The sequence below is a fragment of the Micromonospora sp. WMMD964 genome, from assembly GCF_029581455.1.
GTDB lineage: Bacteria > Actinomycetota > Actinomycetes > Mycobacteriales > Micromonosporaceae > Micromonospora.
In genome coordinates, this window is sequence record NZ_CP120860.1 from 6,557,571 (window position 1) to 6,572,882 (window position 15,312).

The following is a 15,312-nucleotide window of genomic DNA, read 5'->3' on the forward strand; positions in this document are numbered from 1 at the left end:
ACCGCACTGGGCGGCACCCGGGTCGGCCCGGCCGCGGACGACAGTCGGGGTGGCGGGATTTGAACCCACGGCCCCTCGCTCCCAAAGCGAGTGCGCTACCAAGCTGCGCCACACCCCGTGGCGACGAGCAGTCTATGCCGTCGCCACGCCCCAGGCGGTGCCGGGGCATCCGCCACCCGGACAAGTCCCCCGAAAGTCATCGTTAACCCCAACTCCCGGCGGCCGGACCGCCTGGCTGGCGGGCCGGCGGGCCGGCGGGCCGCCATGATCGACGCAACGTCGGCGAGGTGGCGGTGTCCACCGGCCGGGAAGCCGCCACATCGCCGAGCCTGCGTTGATCTTCAAAGTGTGCCGCGCGGCGTCGCGGCGACGCGACGCCGCCAGGCGGTGGCGCGGCTGCACGCCGGGCACGAGCATTGGGTACGCTGTCGACGCACCCCGCTCAGGTGAGGTGCACGCGGGCGTAGCTCAATGGTAGAGCTTCAGTCTTCCAAACTGACTACGCGGGTTCGATTCCCGTCGCCCGCTCCACACACGAAGGCCCAGGTCAGAGGCTCCATCGCTCGGTGCGGGCCGGTCGGCCGCTCCCCTAGCCGGCGATGCTGGCAACTGTCGACTCGGCGGCGTCCGTCCGGTTACGTCTCCGCAGCTGAATGATCAACACAGTCAGCACAGTCGCGAGCGACAGCGGCCACAGCAGTGGCGCGAGTGACCGCCAGAGGGGCCAGACCGGGTCGGCGAGCCCGTGCGACGCGAGGCCCCGCCAGGTGAGCAGGGTGCCCGGCAGCAGAGCGACGATCAACAGTGTGCGCGCCACCCGGGGTACGGGTGGGCGTCGTCGCGCCACCCACCAGAACAGCGCTCCGCCGGCGGTTGCGCCGAGCAGGGCGCCGATGAGGGTGGTGGCGAGGAAACCGTCCGGCGCGGCCGGGGCGATGGTCAGCGTCGAGACGGTGTCGCGGTGGCTGAGCGTGACGTCCAGTCCGTCCGCCTCGGTGCGCCAGCCGTCGCACGGGCCGCCCGAGACCCGGTGCAGGGTGGGCCACCCCTTCGACGCGGCATTCTGGCGCAGCTGATCGGACAGGGCGCAGTCGGCTCGGGGGATGCCGTACTGGAACGTCGCACGGGACGAGCCGAAGTCGTCCGGGGCGAGGAAGACGCCGTACCCGAAGCCGCGTTCGAACCCGATACCGGCCGACTCGGCCTGCGGGAGAAGCTCCGCCGCGATACCCGTCGCACGTTCGTAGCCGAGCGGCACGGTGCCCCGGCCGCCGTACCAGGAGCCGAGAGCGAGACCCGGCGTGCCCAGCAGCACCGCGCCGAGCAGCACCATCGCAATACCCCGCAGTCGATGCCGCACTGGCCCCCCTCTTCGGCTCGGTGCGGCCGAGCGTAGCCCCCGTGGTCCGCGAACGGGTGCCCGTCAACGGGGACGAAGAAGGCCCAGGTGCACCGCATGATCGCGGCACCTGGGCCCGCCCGGGGCGGCCGGGTCACCGTGTCACTTCAGGTGGAACCGTTCGTCGATCGCGAGGGCCGCCAGTTGCGGCACGGAGAACGGCAGCGTCGTCAGCTCCGGCCGAAGATCGTCGAGCTTCTTGCCCTGCGCCACGTACACCACCACGCCATCGGGGTGCCGGTACGCCGACCACTGGTCCAGCCGGTCGTCCCTGCCGGGTCGGACCACCACGCCGACCTGCGCCGCTCCCACGGTCTCGACCTGACATTCGCCCTCCATGCCCCAGAACGTCTGGGCCAGGGCGCACGGTTCGGTGGGCAGTTCGCGGCCGCCCGCCTCGTGCACCTCGACGATGACGCGCCCGGTGCCCTCGCCCTGCGCCACGGCCACCGAGGTCGAGTAACTCCACCTGTCCACCCCGTCCACTGTGGCTTCGAACTGCGCCTGGTGGGTCCGCAGGGTCATCTGGCCGTCCGGCGGGTTCGGCGGGTCGTCCGGCGCGGTGTAGCCGGTGGGCACCATCGCGATGACATCGCGGAGCAGTCTGGCCCCCTGGTCGTACTTGGTGCCGGCCCGCGCTGTCCGGTCCTCCTGCGGGCGACCGTCGGGCCCGGTCGGCCACGGCTTCGCGGTGTCCCCCACCGCATCCGGCGCGACCGGCGGACCATGACCCGCAGGTTGGTAGACACGGCCGCCCGGAGTGGCGACGGCCGCGAAGCCCGTGACCGCCAACACGACAGCCGCAGTCCCGACCGAGGCCCACACCGCACGGTGGCGCAGGTACGCCCGCCGGGCCACGCCGAGCGTGGCCGCCGCACTCGATGGTGGTGGCGGGGTGAGGCGCGCCATCTCGCCGCGCAACCCCGCGCGCAACTCGTCTTCGTTCATCGCTCCCCCATACCGATCTCGCTGTAGGTGGGTGCCAGGAGGCCACGCAACGTGTCGAGCCCGCGTGCCGCCTGGCTCTTCACCGTCCCTGGAGAGCACTCCAGCAGCGCCGCGACATCCTCGACCGACAGGTCCTCCCAGTAGCGGAGGACCAGCACGGCGCGTTGGCGCGGTGCCACCCGCGCCAACGCCTGGAGCAGCAGCAACCGGCTCTCCGGTGAGTCCGGCGGGGCCACCTGCTCGGCGTCCTCGCCTCCCACCCGTTCGCGTCGCCACCAGCCACGCCGTCGCTCGTCCAGGAATGTGCGGATCAGGATCTGGCGTACGTAGCTGTCGAGCACCTCGTGCCGGGAGACCCGGTTCCAGACCCGGTAGAGCTTGACGAACGCGGTCTGGACCAGGTCTTCGGCACGGTGCCAGTCGCCGCACAGCAGGTACGCCGTGCCGCGCATGGCACCGGACCGTGCCGCGAAGTACTCGGCGAACGCCGTGTCGCGATCGCTCATTCAGGCCTCCGATCCCCGATTCGAGGTAGTCACGCGGGGTCGGGGGCAGGGGGTTGCTCCGGAACTCGCGCGGATCTCACCGAGATCAACGCGGAACCGGGGGCGCGCGCGACGGCACCTTGACATGTGTCGATCTATGCACTGGTGTAAGGACCAGAATGACATCGACACCCGTCAGGAGGGCACATGATCGTCCGACGACGGTGGACAGCTGCCGCCACCACAGCGATCCTGTTCGGCGCAGTGCTGTCACACCCCGCGCCCGGAACCGCCGCACCAGCCGACCCCGCCCCGCAGATCACCCTGAACACCGCCGAAACCGCACTGGTCCGGGTGCGGCTACGCGATCAGGCGCAGCTCGACCGGCTGGTCGCCGCAGGCGCGGACCTGGCCAACCGACCCCGCACCCGGGACGGGCAGATCCTCGCCGATCTCGTGCTGACCGGCGCGCAGCTCGCCGAGCTGACCGCGCAGGGCGCCCGGGCGGTGCAGATCGTGCAGCGCGCCGAGGACGGCAGCCGGAACTACGCCGAGAGTGTCCGCGCGGCCCAGGCCCGCACCGCCGCCGGGCTACGCGCTCCGGCCGGCCAACGCACCGCCGCGAACACCGACACCCTCCAGGTCCAGCAGGCGTACTGGTGGACCACGACCGGCCAGACGTTCCTGCAGGCCCAGGTGGCGACCACCGCCACCGACGACCCGGATGTGGAGATCACCGTCAGCTGGCGTACGGCCGACGGCGCCACCGGGTCGTTCCCGCTGTACCGGTTCGAGGACTCCGGCGAGTACCAGTACCACTACAACCTCCCCCAGCCGGTGCCGAGCCGACCGGTCCAGTTGACCGCCACCTCCAGCCTCGGCGGGGTCAGCCGGGCGATCACGCCGACGCTCTGGCCCGACGCCGCCCCGCCACCGTTGCCGGCCGGCTACCAGAAGGACTTCATCGACGCGTACCTGACGCCGACCGACATCCAGGCCCGCATCAAGCGGCTGGCCCGCCAGTACCGGGACCTGGTCGACGTCATCGACCTGCCGAACAAGACGCAGGGATACCGGCGCAACGCCGTCGCGTACCTGGGTGACCCGGCGGTGGCCGCCGTGGTCGTCGACTCGGTGCGCTTCGGCGACCAGGGGATGAACGGCGTGCAGGTGCGCACCGTCGACCCGGGTCGTCCGAACCGGCCGCTGACCGTCGGCTACCGCGACCGGGTGCTGACCGTGTCGCTGGCCACCGACACCGGGGGCAAGACGGTGAGCACCACCGACGAGGTCGCCGCGGCGATCAACGCCCGCCAACCGAACCGGTTCCGGGCCACCGTCGAGGACGGCTCGGCCGGGCTGCCGATGCCCGTCGCCGGGCCGGTCCGACTCGACGACGGTCTGCAGGGCACCGAGGTGCCGGCCCGGCCGTGGACGGTGCAGGCGCTGCGCCTCGGCGTACACCGGGACGGCTCCCGGGTCGGTGTGCTCGCGTACTCCCAGGAGCACGCCCGGGAGTGGGCCACGCCGTTGGTGACGTTGGAGTTCGCCGAGCGGATGCTGGCCAACGCCCGGACCGACGCGGCCACCCGGGAGCTGCTGGAGCAGGTCGACATCTTCGTCATCCCGACGGTCAACCCGGACGGCGCGAACTACTCGTTCAACGACTTCAACTTCCAGCGCAAGAACCTGGTCAACCACTGCACCGGACCGGCCCGCGACCCGAAGAACCGCACCTCGTGGGGCGTCGACATCAACCGCAACTACACGGTCGGTTCGTACTTCGACGGTTACGTGGGCGCCAGCGCCAACTGCCTCTCCGGCAACTACGCGGGCACGGCCGAGCTGTCCGAGGCGGAGAGCCGCAACGTCATCGCGCTCGCCGAGGACCACCCGAACATCAAGTTCGCGATGAACGTGCACTCCTACGGCGGGTACTTCATGTGGCCGCCGGGGGCGTACCGGGCCGACGGCAGGGTCACCCTGCCGCGACCGTCGATCGACGAGTCCACGCTGTTCCTCGACAGCGCCCGGCGGATCGTCGGCGCCATCGCACAGGAACGCGGCACGGTCACCTGGCCGTCGCAGACCGGGCCGGTCGCCGACGTGCTCTACTCCGCCGCCGGCAACTCGGCCGACCAGCTCTACTACGAGCTGGGCATCTTCGCCTGGGACTTCGAGGTCGGCAACGACAGGTGGAACCCGGCCACCGGCCAGTGGGAGGGCGTCGGCTTCCAGCCGCCGTTCGACGAGGCGCACGGCGAGTCCCAGGAGTACGCGGGCGGGCTGGTCGAGTTGGTGCGGGTGGCCCGCGACTACGCCGCCGCCCAGCCCGCCGGCTGAGGCGCCCTCGAACGGGGACCGGCCGGCCACGGATGAACCGTGGCCGGCCGGGTAAGCAGCGACCTTGCCTGGTGGGGAGACGACCGGTGTCGCGGTGTGCCGCGACCGGGCGTACGGGCGGGCGGCCCTGAGCCGACCCGCCCGTACGCGCTCCGGATCAGTTCGAGGAGATCCAGTTCCAGGCGGAGACGACCCACTCGGTCTGCTGGAGCCAGGCCACACCGAGGCCGGCGAGGAACACCGCAGTCGCCAGGTGAGCACCTCGGGCACTGCGCCGGACCCGCCCCAACTGCCGTTCCAGCACCACCCGGCCGACCAACCGGGCCAGGGCGAACAGACCGACCGCCACCAGCAGGCTGAGCACCAGCACCAGCAGTGGGCCGCTCAGGTCACCCTGACCGGACAGCGCCCAGATCCCCCAGCAGACGAACGCGAAGAGCCCGGCCGCCGCACTCCACTCACCGCCGCGACGCAGCTGCGCCATCCGTGAACTCAGCGACCGGCGCGGGACCGGCCCGCCGGGCCAACCGGTGCCGGTCGGCTCCTGCTCGACGGTCGGGAACGGCTCGGTCCGCGGGTTGCGCGGCTGACCGACCGGCGCCACGCCCCGGCGGAACCCGTCGCGCTGCGGCGGCACCTCGACGCCGGCCTGCGGCGGCACCTCCACGGTCCGCTCCGCCCACGGCTGCGTCTGGTCTGCCATCTCGTCCTCCCCCTGACCGACGGCATCACCGCCGCCTGAATCCGAGGGTAGCCACCCGGCAAATCGGTCGCCGACCCCGCCCGAGACGCACACCGGCCCGACGGTGCCGGATCCCACCGCGGGCAGGGTACGGTCGGCTGATGGGTGACCCGGACCGACGACGGCGACGGCTACGCCACCACCACGACTCCGACCCGGCCGGGCGCGGCGTCGACACCCCGACGGCCAGCACCGCCGGGGTGCACGACGGGGACGACCCGCCGCCGCCGCGCCGCAGAGGCCCGGGAGGCGACGAGCGCGACGGCGAGCGGGGGCTACGCGGGCTGGTCGGTTCCGGCTCGTCCCAGGTGGGGCTCAGCGCCGCCCTGCGAGCCCGGGACGCGGCCCGACCGACCGAGGACGACCTGGCCGAGGCCGAGGCCCGGGTGGTCGTCGTCCGACGCAACTGGGTGCCCCGCGAGGAGTTGCCCCGCTCGCCGCGCTGACGTCCTGGCTCAGGGCAGGTCGGGCAGCTTCCGGGTCTGCTCGTACTCGGCCACCTGGGCGATCCGACGGGCGTGCCGCTCGTTGCCGGAGAACGGCGTGTTCAGGAACGCCTCGACGATGCCGGTGGCCTCGTCCAGCGTGTGCTGCCGGGCGCCGACCGCGACCACGTTGGCGTCGTTGTGCTGGCGGGCCAGCTGAGCGGTCTCCACGCTCCAGGCCAGTGCGGCCCGGACCCCGGCGACCTTGTTCGCGGCGATCTGCTCACCGTTGCCGGACCCGCCGATGACCACGCCGAGACCCGTCTCGTCGGCCACCACCTGGGTGCCGGTGTGCAGGCAGAACGTCGGGTAGTCGTCGTCCGGGTCATAGGCGTGCGGGCCGACGTCGACCACCTCGTACCCCTGCATGGCCAGGTGATTGGCCAGGTGCACCTTCAACTCGAAACCGGCGTGATCGGATCCCAGGTAGACGCGCATACCGGGCAGTCTGTCAGGCCGCGCTCTCCGACGTCGCAGCGGCGGCGTCGGAGAGCCGGGTTCGTCACACGGTAGAGCGGTGTGCCGCTCAGCGCGGCAGCTCGGCGACGACCAGACCGCCGCGCGCCTTCGGGGTGAACCAGGTGCTCTTTCGGGGCATCTTCTCCCGGGCCAGATTCACCGCGACGAAGTCCGCCACGGTCACCGGGGCGATCAGGATGGCCAGCTCGGCCCGGCCGGCGTCGACCTCACCGGTGAGCCAGCTCGCCGGGTAGTCACCACCCACGTAGGTGATCCGCTTGTCGCCCGGGTCGAGACCGAGCGCGTCGCGCAGCAGCAACCGCTCGACCAGGGCGTGGTCCAGGTTCTCCAGCCGGGCGCTGGCCGTGGCCGGCAGGCGTACCGCGTACCCCTGGCCGTCGAGGCGCAGGTGCACGGTGCCGCCGGCCGCCGGGACCTCGACCGGGCCGTCGATCGGCTCGACCTCGGCGCCGGCGGCCCGCAGCCGGTCGAGCAGCTCGTCCGGCGTGGTGGTCAGCTCGCTGACCAAGCGGTTGTACGGCTGGATGGCCACCGACGCGGGGGTGGTGACCACGGCCAGGAACCGGGACAACCCACCGGTCTGGGCGGCCAGGCTGCGGTGGTTGCCGTCCGCGACGACCAGCTCCCCGCCACCGGCGAGAGCGGTCAGCGCGGTCTGCTCCGGGCCGGGGCCGAGCAGCCAGATCGCGTGCGTGCGCCCCGCCTGGTCGGTGTCCGTCGCGGCGGGCGCGCCGGCCGTCTCGGTCGCCGTCGCGAGGGCGGCGTGCAGCTCGTCGCCACGCCCGGTCTGCAGCAGGAGTACGGGTGAGAGCAGGTGACCCAGCGCCTCGGCCAGGGCCACCCGCTCCCGCACCTTGGCGATGAACACGTCCTCGTTGCGGATGACCAGGCCCGGCTCGTCGGCCCGGGTGGAGATCTGGTCGGTGTCCACCATCGCGAACAGCCCGTACGCGGGCTCCTCACCGGCTGCGGTGATCCGGTAGAGCACCACGACCTGCTCGGCGGGGGTGTAGCTCCCGTCGGCCTTGGCCTCGGCGAGGCGGGAGACCGCGTCCGGCAGCGCGTCGAGGAAGGACCTGCCCAGGCTCTGCGGGGCGCGGTGCGGCATCTCGATGCCGAGGGCACTGTGCGGGTTCGCCTCGATGATCGCGGTGATCTCCGCGTCGTCGGCGAACTCGTCGTAGTTCTGCGCGCCGGTGCCACCAGTGGTGACCCACGCTCGGGTGATCGGATGCACGACCGTCATACCCGTGACGCTACCGGCGACGGCGTCGCCGCCGACGGGGACCCGCAGGGCGTCCATCAGATGAAAGCGCCAGGCCCGGCGCGGCGGTCAGCCGGCGCGGTCGGAAACGCCCCGGCGGTGCCGGCCGACGCTCACCGGGCCGTTGGCGCCCCGCCGGACGGTCCCGACCGGTCCGCTGTTCATGCTGCGACGAGGCGACGCGGGCGGTCCCGGCACCGGGCGCTCCGGGGGCGGCGACGGAACGGGTCGCGGGTTCAGCGGCGGCGTCGGCACCGGGCGCGGGGCGGCCGGAGCCGGTGGTGGAGGCGCGGGTTCCGCCGGTGCGGCAAGGGCCGGCAGATCCGTCGGCGCGGGGTCGGTGGCCGTCGGCGCGGGGTCGGTGGCCGTCGGCAGCGGGGTGGCCGGCGCGGGCGGGGTGAGCCGGGAGGTCACCGGCACCCGGGCGACGCCCACCACGATGGGGGGCGCGAGCAGATCGACCAGGTGGGCGGGCAGATCGGGACGGACCACCGGCCAGCGGGAGTCGTCGACGGACCAGTAGGCCGCTCCGGAATCGTCGATCACCCCCGGTCGGGTCAACTGATCGTCACCGGACGCACGGTGCTTGGCCATCGGGATTGCCTCCACGGACTGCGGCTTGCGACCCCCTGGGTCGCTGCGGCGGACATCAGGCCAACGAGCGCGGCGGTCTCCCGGTGACGGGACGGGCAGGGCGGCGACCCGACAAGCCGTGGGGCGTACGCGGAAGGACCCCGGCGCTGACCGGGGCCCTTCCGTACCGCTCAGTCGAAGATCGGGTCCTGCTCGCGGGTGCGCTTCAGCTCGTAGAAGCCCGGCGTGCCGGCGACCAGCAGGACGCCGTCCCAGAGCCGACCGGCGGCCTCCCCCTTCGGGGCCGGAGTGATCACCGGGCCGAAGAACGCGACCGGGCTGCCGTCCGGGCCGGGGGCGTGCACGACCGGAGTGCCGACGTCCTGCCCGACCGGGCGCATGCCGGCCTCGTGGCTGGCCCGCAACGCCTCGTCGAAGTCGGTGCTGTCGGCGGCGTCGGCCAACGCCGGGTCCAGGCCGGCGTCGGTCAGCGCGGCGACGTAGAGCTCGTGCCGCCGCTCCTCCTTGCCGAGGTGGATCCGGGTGCCGAGTGCGCTGTAGAGCGGGCGCAGGACGTCGTTGCCGTAGCGCTGCTCGGCGGCGATGCAGACCCGCACCGGGCCCCAGGCGGTGCGGAGGAAGGTCTTGTAGTCCTCGGGCAGCTCGTCCCGGCCGTCGTTGAGCACAGCGAGGCTCATCACGTGGAAACGGATGTCCACGTCCCGGACCTGCTCGACCTCGAGCAGCCAGCGGGACGTGATCCACGCCCACGGGCAGGCCGGGTCGAACCACATGTCGGCGGTGACGCGTTCGGTCACGGTGAGGTCCCTTCTCAACAGGGGCGCCGGCGCTCCGGCGTCTCACCCGAATCCTCACCCCACGGCGCATCGAGCGGCACCCGAATGAGAGCGTGACCTCGGCCACCGCGGGCTGCCCGTACGTGGAAGACTCGAATCGGGCCAGCCGTCACGAGTGGCGGGGAGACGGACGCCGCCGGGCGTCGGCGTGATGTGGGATGGAGACGAACGTGCCGGGAGTGCGCAACCTGACGCAGGTCGAGGCGACCGAGCGGGCCCGCCTGCTCAATGTGACGGGGTACGACATCAGTCTGGACCTGTCGACAGCGGTGCTGGCGGCCGACGGCCGCACGTTCCGGTCCACGACCGAGGTCCGTTTCCGCTGCTCGGAGCCGGGTGCGAGCACGTTCATCGAGTTGGCCGCCGAGTCGGTGCGGTCCGCGACGCTGAACGGCACACCGGTCGACCTCGCCGACTGGTCGGCCGAGAAGGGCCTGGTGCTGTCCGGATTGGACAGCGACAACACGCTCGTCGTCGACGCCGACTTCGCCTACTCGAACAGCGGTCAGGGGCTGCACCGCACCGTCGACCCGGTGGACGGCGAGACGTACCTCTACAGCCAGTTCGAGACCGCCGACGCGCAGCGGGTGTTCGCCTGCTTCGACCAGCCCGACCTGAAGAGCGTCTACACCTGGCACGCCACCGTGCCCGCGCACTGGCGGGCGGTGTCCAACATGCCGGTGCAGCGGGAGGAGCCCGCCGGTGAAGGGCTCAAGACGCTGCACTTCGCCGAGTCGCCCCGGATGAGCACCTACATCACGGCGATGTGCGCCGGGCCGTACCACGAGGTTCGGGACAGCCACGACGGCATCGACCTGGGCGTGTTCTGCCGCGCGTCGATGGCGCGCTACCTGGACTCCGACGACCTGTTCCTGATCACCAAGCAGGGCTTCGACTTCTTCCACGAGAAGTTCGACGTGCGCTACCCGCTGCCGAAGTACGACCAGCTCTGGGTGCCCGACTTCAACGCCGGCGCGATGGAGAACTTCGGCTGCGTCACGCACGCCGAGTCGCACTACCTGTTCCGCTCGCAGGTCACCGACTTCGAGTACGAGCAGCGGGCCAACACGATCCTGCACGAGCTGGCCCACATGTGGTTCGGTGACCTGGTCACCATGCGCTGGTGGAACGACCTGTGGCTCAACGAGTCGTTCGCCGAGTGGGCCAGCCACTGGTGCAACACCAACGCCACCCGGTTCACCGAGGCGTGGACGACCTTCCTGTCCATCCGCAAGAACTGGGGCTACCGGCAGGACCAGCTCTCCTCCACGCACCCGGTCTACACCGAGATGCCGGACATGGAGGCGGTCGAGGTCAACTTCGACGGCATCACGTACGCCAAGGGCGCGAGCGTGCTCAAGCAGCTCGTCGCGTACGTGGGTGAGGAGCCGTTCGTCGCCGGGCTGCGGGCCTACTTCGGGAAGCACGCCTGGGGCAACGCCACCTTCGACGACCTGCTCACCGAGTTGGAGGCGGCCTCCGGCCGGGAGCTGCGCAAGTTCGCGGCGCAGTGGCTGGAGACCGCGCAGGTCAACACGTTGCGCCCGGAGGTGACCATCGGCGCGGACGGCACCTACGAGCAGGTGGCGGTCCGGCAGGAGGCGCCGACCGCGTACCCGACGCTGCGGACGCACCGGATCGGTGTGGGCCTCTACGACCTGACCGACGGGCGGCTGGTCCGCCGCGAGCGGTACGAGGTGGACGTGACCGGCGAGCGGACCGACCTCGCCGAGCTGCGCGGTGTGCGGGCCGCCGACGTGCTGCTGCTCAACGACGACGACCTGAGCTACACCAAGCTGCGCCTCGACGAGCGCTCGATGGCGACAGTGGTGCAGCACATCGGCGGCTTCGAGTCGTCGCTGGCCCGGGCGCTGTGCTGGACCGCCGCGTGGGACATGACCCGCGACGCGGAGCTGTCCGCCCGCGACTACGTGGCGCTGACGCTGAGCGGGCTGCCCGCCGAGACCGACATCAACCTGGTCACCGCCACCCTGCGGCAGGCGACCACCACGCTCACCCTGTACGCCGACCCGGCGTGGGCGCCGACCGGCTGGGCCGACCTGGCCCGGACCGCCCGAGACGCGCTCGCCGCCGCCGAGCCGGGCAGCGGTTTCCAGATCGCCTGGGCCCGCGCGTTCACCTCGGCGGCGCGCTCCGAGGAGGATCTGGCGACGCTGCGCGGTTGGCTGGACGGCACCGGCATCCCGGCCGGGCTGACCGTGGACACCGAGTTGCGGTGGTCCGTCCTCGCGTCCCTGGTGGCGAACGGTGCGGCCGGTGCCGCCGAGATCGACGCGGAACTGGCCGGTGACCGCACCGCGAGCGGTGAGCGGGAAGCCGCGTACGCCAGGGCGCTGGTGCCGACGGCGGAGAACAAGGCCGCCCTGTGGGACCTGCTGACCGGCCCCGACGCGCTGCCCAACTGGCGGCACCGGGCGCTGTTGCAGGGCTTCGCACACCCGACCCAGGTGGAGCTGGTCGCCCCGTACCGGGAGCGGTACTTCGCCACCGTCGCGCAGGTGTGGGCCACCCGGGACAGCGAGCCGGCGCAGGAGTTCGCGCAGTTGGCGTACCCGACCTACCTGGTGGAGGACGACACGGTGGCGGCCACCGACGCGTGGTTGGCCGGTGACGGGCACCCCGGCCCGCTGCGCCGGCTGGTCGCCGAGGGCCGCGACGGTGTGGTGCGGGCGTTGAAGGCCCGCGCGAAGGACGCCCAGACCGCCTGAGCACCGAATACGCGGCCCGGGGCCGGCGTGGGTGTGACCCCGCGCCGGCCTCGGGCATTATCGTGACAGGAGGAGGTGGACGTGATGGCGCAGCCGACCTACGAGTGGCGCCCCCCGGAGCGGGGCTGGCGCGAGCAGGACCTGTTCGACCTGCCTGAGGACGGGAACCGCTACGAGATCATCGACGGGAGCCTGCACGTGACACCACCCCCGGGTTTCGGGCATCAGGAACTGGCGGATGAGCTACGGGCGGCCCTTCGATCGGCGGCACCGGCCGGATGGCGGGTCATCCGGGAGGCGGGGCTCCGAGCGGTCGAGGGCAACCTCATCCCCGATGTCACGGTGCTGAAGCCGACAGCCCCGCGGGACGGCACCTGGGTCGAAGCAGCGGACGTGGCACTCGTTGTCGAGGTGGAGTCACCGAGCAGCCGTCGGCATGACCGGTTCACCAAACCGTCGCTCTACGCCGAGGCCGGTATACCCGCCTACTGGCGGGTCGAGCGTGGCGACTTCGGCCCCGTCGTATACCGCTACGAGCTGGTGAAGGGCGTTCACTACAACCTGCTCGGCACGGTCGGTCCAGACGACCCCGTGCAGGTCGACGAGCCGTGGCCGATGCGCCTCGACCCCTCCGCCTGGCCCCGCTGAACGCGAAAGCCCGGCCCACTAGCAGCGGGCCGGGCTTCGTCGTGGAAGGGAGGGCTCAGCCCTTCCCGGCGTGGCTGGCGAGCTGGTCGAGGCCGTTGATGATGCCGCCGGCCAGGTCGCCCCCACTGAACGCACCGGCCATGGAGAGCGCGGCCAGCTTCGCGTACGTGTCGGGGATGCGCTTGCGGGCGTACCGACCGGTGATGATCTCCAGCTGACGCTGGTTGGGCGACACCGCGATCAGCACCGACTTGTCGGGGTCGGCGAGCTGGCGGTGCAGCCGCTGGGCGTGCTCCCGGACGGGCTCGTCGAGACCACCGACGAAGACCGAGAAGACCAGGCCGGTGCCCTGGTCGGCGAGGCGCAACGCCTCGTCGATGCGCAGCAGCTGGCGGGTCGAGAAGGGCCCGTCCAGCACCTCGGGCGGATTCTCCGACCCGGTCTGCTTCTCACCAACGGTCACTTGCGCCTCCGGTTCCACCGGCCGGCGCCTCGACGCTGGCCTGCTCAAGCTTGTGGCTGGTCAGCGCGGGCGCCTGCGCCCCCGCCGTCAGCGCGGTGCCGGCCGAGTCGGCCAGCTGCTCCGGGCGGCCCAGGAACCAGACCGGAGTGAAGTCGAAGGGCCGGCCCGGACGGTAGCGCTTGTGGCCACCGCCGCCGGTGGTGGCACCACCACGGCTGCCGGCGTAGGTGAGACCGGTGATGACCAGCACCGCGGCCACCGGGATGCCGACGAAGACCAGCAACGTCTCGGTAACAGACAATCCCAACGCCCCCAGGCGGAAGAAGGACGACCTCGAACAGCCGGGTCGAATGGACGATCATGATGCCGGCCACCCGACGCCGTCACCATTCACGTTAGCGGAGTCGACGGCCCGCCAGATTGCGGGGTGCCGATCCCATCCGTCACTGGAGTTCTCCAGTTGCGCAGCGGTCGCGATCAGCCGCGCGTCGTCACCGTACCGGCCCGTGAGCAGCACCCCGACGGGCAACCCGTCGGTCGTGCTGCCCACCGGCAGGGAGACGGAGGGATCGCCGGTGACGTTGAAGACGGCGCAGTAGGGCGAGAAGCGGCGTTGCCTGTCGAAGTCGGCCGCCGGGTCGCCGTCGGCGGTGAACCAGCCCACCGGCGCCTGCGGGGCGGCCAGGGTGGGACAGAGCAGCAGATCGAATCCGGCGGTGCGCCGGGTGCCGAGGCGGACCTGCGCCTGCAACTCCCCGAGGGTGGCGGCGAGCGTGCCGGCGCTGATCTCGGCACCACGGGCGCGCATCAGCCGGGTCAACGGCAGCAGCTCCGCCTCCCGTTGCGGCGGCACCGGGGCGAGCGCCAACACGTACCAGAGGATCTCGAACAGCGGCCACACCGCGGGCGTGAGCGGCGGCGGCACCTCGACCACCTCGTGCCCGGCCGCGGTGAGCAGCGCGGCGGCGGAGTCCACGGCGGCCACGCAGTCGGGGTGCACCGGCTCGTCGGCGAGCATGGGCGTGGTGAACCGGCCGATCCGCAGTGGGCCGGGCTCGGCCCGGCGCGCCACCGCCAGGTAGCCCTCGGGCGGCGCGGGCGGTGGCAGGTAGGGCTCGCCGGGCACCGGCACGGCCATGACGTCGAGCAGCGCGGCGACGTCGGTGACGGTCCGCCCGAGCGGGCCGCCGGTGGGCAGCCCGAACGCGCCGGAGCCGACCGGCCCGCCGGAGACCAGGCCACGGCTGGGCTTGTAGCCGACCAGGCCGCACAGCGACGCCGGGATGCGCAGCGAACCGCCGCCGTCGGAGCCCTGGGCGACCGGGACGAGCCCGGCGGCCACCGCCGCCGCCGCGCCGCCGCTGGAGCCCCCGGCGGTGTACGCCAACTGCCACGGGTTACGGGCGGGCGGCGCGACCCGGCCCTCCGAGTAGAGCGAGCAACCCAACTCGGAGGTGGTCGTCTTACCCAGGCTGACCAGGCCGGCGGCCTTGATGAACCGGACCACGTCGGCGTCGACCGGCGGGACGAAGTCGAGGAAGGCAGCCGATCCGAAGGTGGTGCGGACCCCGGCGGTGAGGGTCAGGTCCTTGATCGCGGTCGGTATGCCGTGCAGCGGACCGCGCCGCTCGGTGGGGGTGGCGTCGGCGGCACGGGCGGCCTCTCGGGCCGACTCCGGTGTGACCGTGACGAACGCGCCCACCGTGTCGCCGAGCGCGGCCACCCGCCGCAGGTGGTGCTCGACCAGCTCGACGCTGGACAGCTCACCGCGCGCGACGGCGGCGGCCTGCTCCAACGCGGTCAGGTCGTGCGGCTCGGCCATCCCGCCATCCTGCCGGTCGCCGGACCTCGGCGCAGCCGACACGCGCTGCCTGCCGAAAACGGACCAACCGGACC

Annotated in this window: 15 protein-coding genes and 2 tRNA genes; 5 read left to right on the plus strand and 12 right to left on the minus strand. The window is 72.3% G+C overall.

From position 1 onward, the window contains the following. Window positions 1–44 precede the first annotated feature (44 nt). Window positions 45–118: transfer RNA gene (locus tag O7616_RS29840), tRNA-Pro, on the minus strand. Between the two features lie 339 nt (window positions 119–457). Between O7616_RS29840 and O7616_RS29845 the strand changes: the two genes are divergently transcribed. Beyond that, window positions 458–531, plus strand: a tRNA-Gly gene (locus O7616_RS29845). A gap of 58 nt (window positions 532–589) precedes the next feature. On the opposite strand, the gene O7616_RS29850 is transcribed toward O7616_RS29845, so the two are convergent. The 3 genes from O7616_RS29850 to O7616_RS29860 all read right to left on the minus strand — a co-directional run bounded on the left by O7616_RS29850 (window position 590) and on the right by O7616_RS29860 (window position 2,853). Next, entirely contained in the window at window positions 590–1,360 is a 771-nt protein-coding gene (locus tag O7616_RS29850; protein WP_282304972.1) for a hypothetical protein, read from the minus strand. 141 nt (window positions 1,361–1,501) lie between these two features. Then, window positions 1,502–2,347, minus strand: a complete 846-nt coding sequence (locus O7616_RS29855) for a hypothetical protein (RefSeq protein WP_282304973.1) — start codon at window positions 2,345–2,347, stop codon at window positions 1,502–1,504. Further along, window positions 2,344–2,853, minus strand: a complete 510-nt coding sequence (locus tag O7616_RS29860; RefSeq protein ID WP_282304974.1) for a SigE family RNA polymerase sigma factor — start codon at window positions 2,851–2,853, stop codon at window positions 2,344–2,346. The genes O7616_RS29855 and O7616_RS29860 overlap by 4 nt, the downstream gene beginning before the upstream one ends. Before the next feature lie 186 nt (window positions 2,854–3,039). Between O7616_RS29860 and O7616_RS29865 the strand changes: the two genes are divergently transcribed. Next, on the plus strand, window positions 3,040–5,175 hold the full coding sequence (locus tag O7616_RS29865; RefSeq protein ID WP_282304975.1) for a M14 family zinc carboxypeptidase: 2,136 nt from the start codon (window positions 3,040–3,042) through the stop codon (window positions 5,173–5,175). A 157-nt stretch (window positions 5,176–5,332) separates the two neighbouring features. Here the strand turns inward: O7616_RS29865 and O7616_RS29870 are convergent, their stop codons facing one another. Beyond that, window positions 5,333–5,878 (minus strand): hypothetical protein, encoded by a 546-nt coding sequence (locus O7616_RS29870; protein ID WP_282257068.1) that lies wholly within the window; start codon window positions 5,876–5,878, stop codon window positions 5,333–5,335. A gap of 140 nt (window positions 5,879–6,018) precedes the next feature. On the opposite strand from O7616_RS29870, the gene O7616_RS29875 reads away from it, so the two are divergent. Continuing rightward, window positions 6,019–6,363 carry a hypothetical protein gene (locus O7616_RS29875; protein WP_282257067.1) on the plus strand — a complete coding sequence of 115 codons (345 nt, stop codon included), beginning with the start codon at window positions 6,019–6,021 and terminating at the stop codon, window positions 6,361–6,363. A 9-nt stretch (window positions 6,364–6,372) separates the two neighbouring features. Here O7616_RS29875 and O7616_RS29880 read toward each other — a convergent pair whose 3' ends face one another. The 4 genes from O7616_RS29880 to O7616_RS29895 form a co-directional block, all read right to left on the minus strand. After that, complete coding sequence (locus tag O7616_RS29880) at window positions 6,373–6,840, minus strand: ribose-5-phosphate isomerase (RefSeq protein ID WP_282257066.1); 468 nt, start codon at window positions 6,838–6,840, stop codon at window positions 6,373–6,375. 88 nt (window positions 6,841–6,928) lie between these two features. Then, window positions 6,929–8,128 (minus strand): DUF1015 family protein, encoded by a 1,200-nt coding sequence (locus tag O7616_RS29885; protein WP_282257065.1) that lies wholly within the window; start codon window positions 8,126–8,128, stop codon window positions 6,929–6,931. Window positions 8,129–8,215: 87 nt separating this feature from the next. After that, window positions 8,216–8,740, minus strand: a complete 525-nt coding sequence (locus tag O7616_RS29890; protein WP_282304976.1) for a hypothetical protein — start codon at window positions 8,738–8,740, stop codon at window positions 8,216–8,218. Window positions 8,741–8,910: 170 nt separating this feature from the next. Beyond that, window positions 8,911–9,537 carry a disulfide bond formation protein DsbA gene (locus O7616_RS29895; RefSeq protein ID WP_282304977.1) on the minus strand — a complete coding sequence of 209 codons (627 nt, stop codon included), beginning with the start codon at window positions 9,535–9,537 and terminating at the stop codon, window positions 8,911–8,913. Window positions 9,538–9,755: 218 nt separating this feature from the next. On the opposite strand from O7616_RS29895, the gene pepN reads away from it, so the two are divergent. Continuing rightward, window positions 9,756–12,305, plus strand: a complete 2,550-nt coding sequence (pepN, locus tag O7616_RS29900) for an aminopeptidase N (protein ID WP_282307772.1) — start codon at window positions 9,756–9,758, stop codon at window positions 12,303–12,305. Between the two features lie 84 nt (window positions 12,306–12,389). Continuing rightward, window positions 12,390–12,953 carry a Uma2 family endonuclease gene (locus O7616_RS29905; RefSeq protein WP_282304978.1) on the plus strand — a complete coding sequence of 188 codons (564 nt, stop codon included), beginning with the start codon at window positions 12,390–12,392 and terminating at the stop codon, window positions 12,951–12,953. Between the two features lie 55 nt (window positions 12,954–13,008). On the opposite strand, the gene O7616_RS29910 is transcribed toward O7616_RS29905, so the two are convergent. From O7616_RS29910 to O7616_RS29920, 3 genes are all read right to left on the minus strand, one after another. Continuing rightward, the gene (locus O7616_RS29910) at window positions 13,009–13,416 is read right to left on the minus strand and encodes a DUF5130 family protein (protein WP_088988018.1); all 408 of its coding nucleotides are present in this window, start codon (window positions 13,414–13,416) and stop codon (window positions 13,009–13,011) included. Beyond that, complete coding sequence (locus O7616_RS29915) at window positions 13,403–13,699, minus strand: hypothetical protein (protein WP_282307773.1); 297 nt, start codon at window positions 13,697–13,699, stop codon at window positions 13,403–13,405. The genes O7616_RS29910 and O7616_RS29915 overlap by 14 nt, the downstream gene beginning before the upstream one ends. 75 nt (window positions 13,700–13,774) lie before the next feature. Beyond that, window positions 13,775–15,238, minus strand: a complete 1,464-nt coding sequence (locus O7616_RS29920) for an amidase (RefSeq protein WP_282304979.1) — start codon at window positions 15,236–15,238, stop codon at window positions 13,775–13,777. Window positions 15,239–15,312 lie beyond the last annotated feature (74 nt).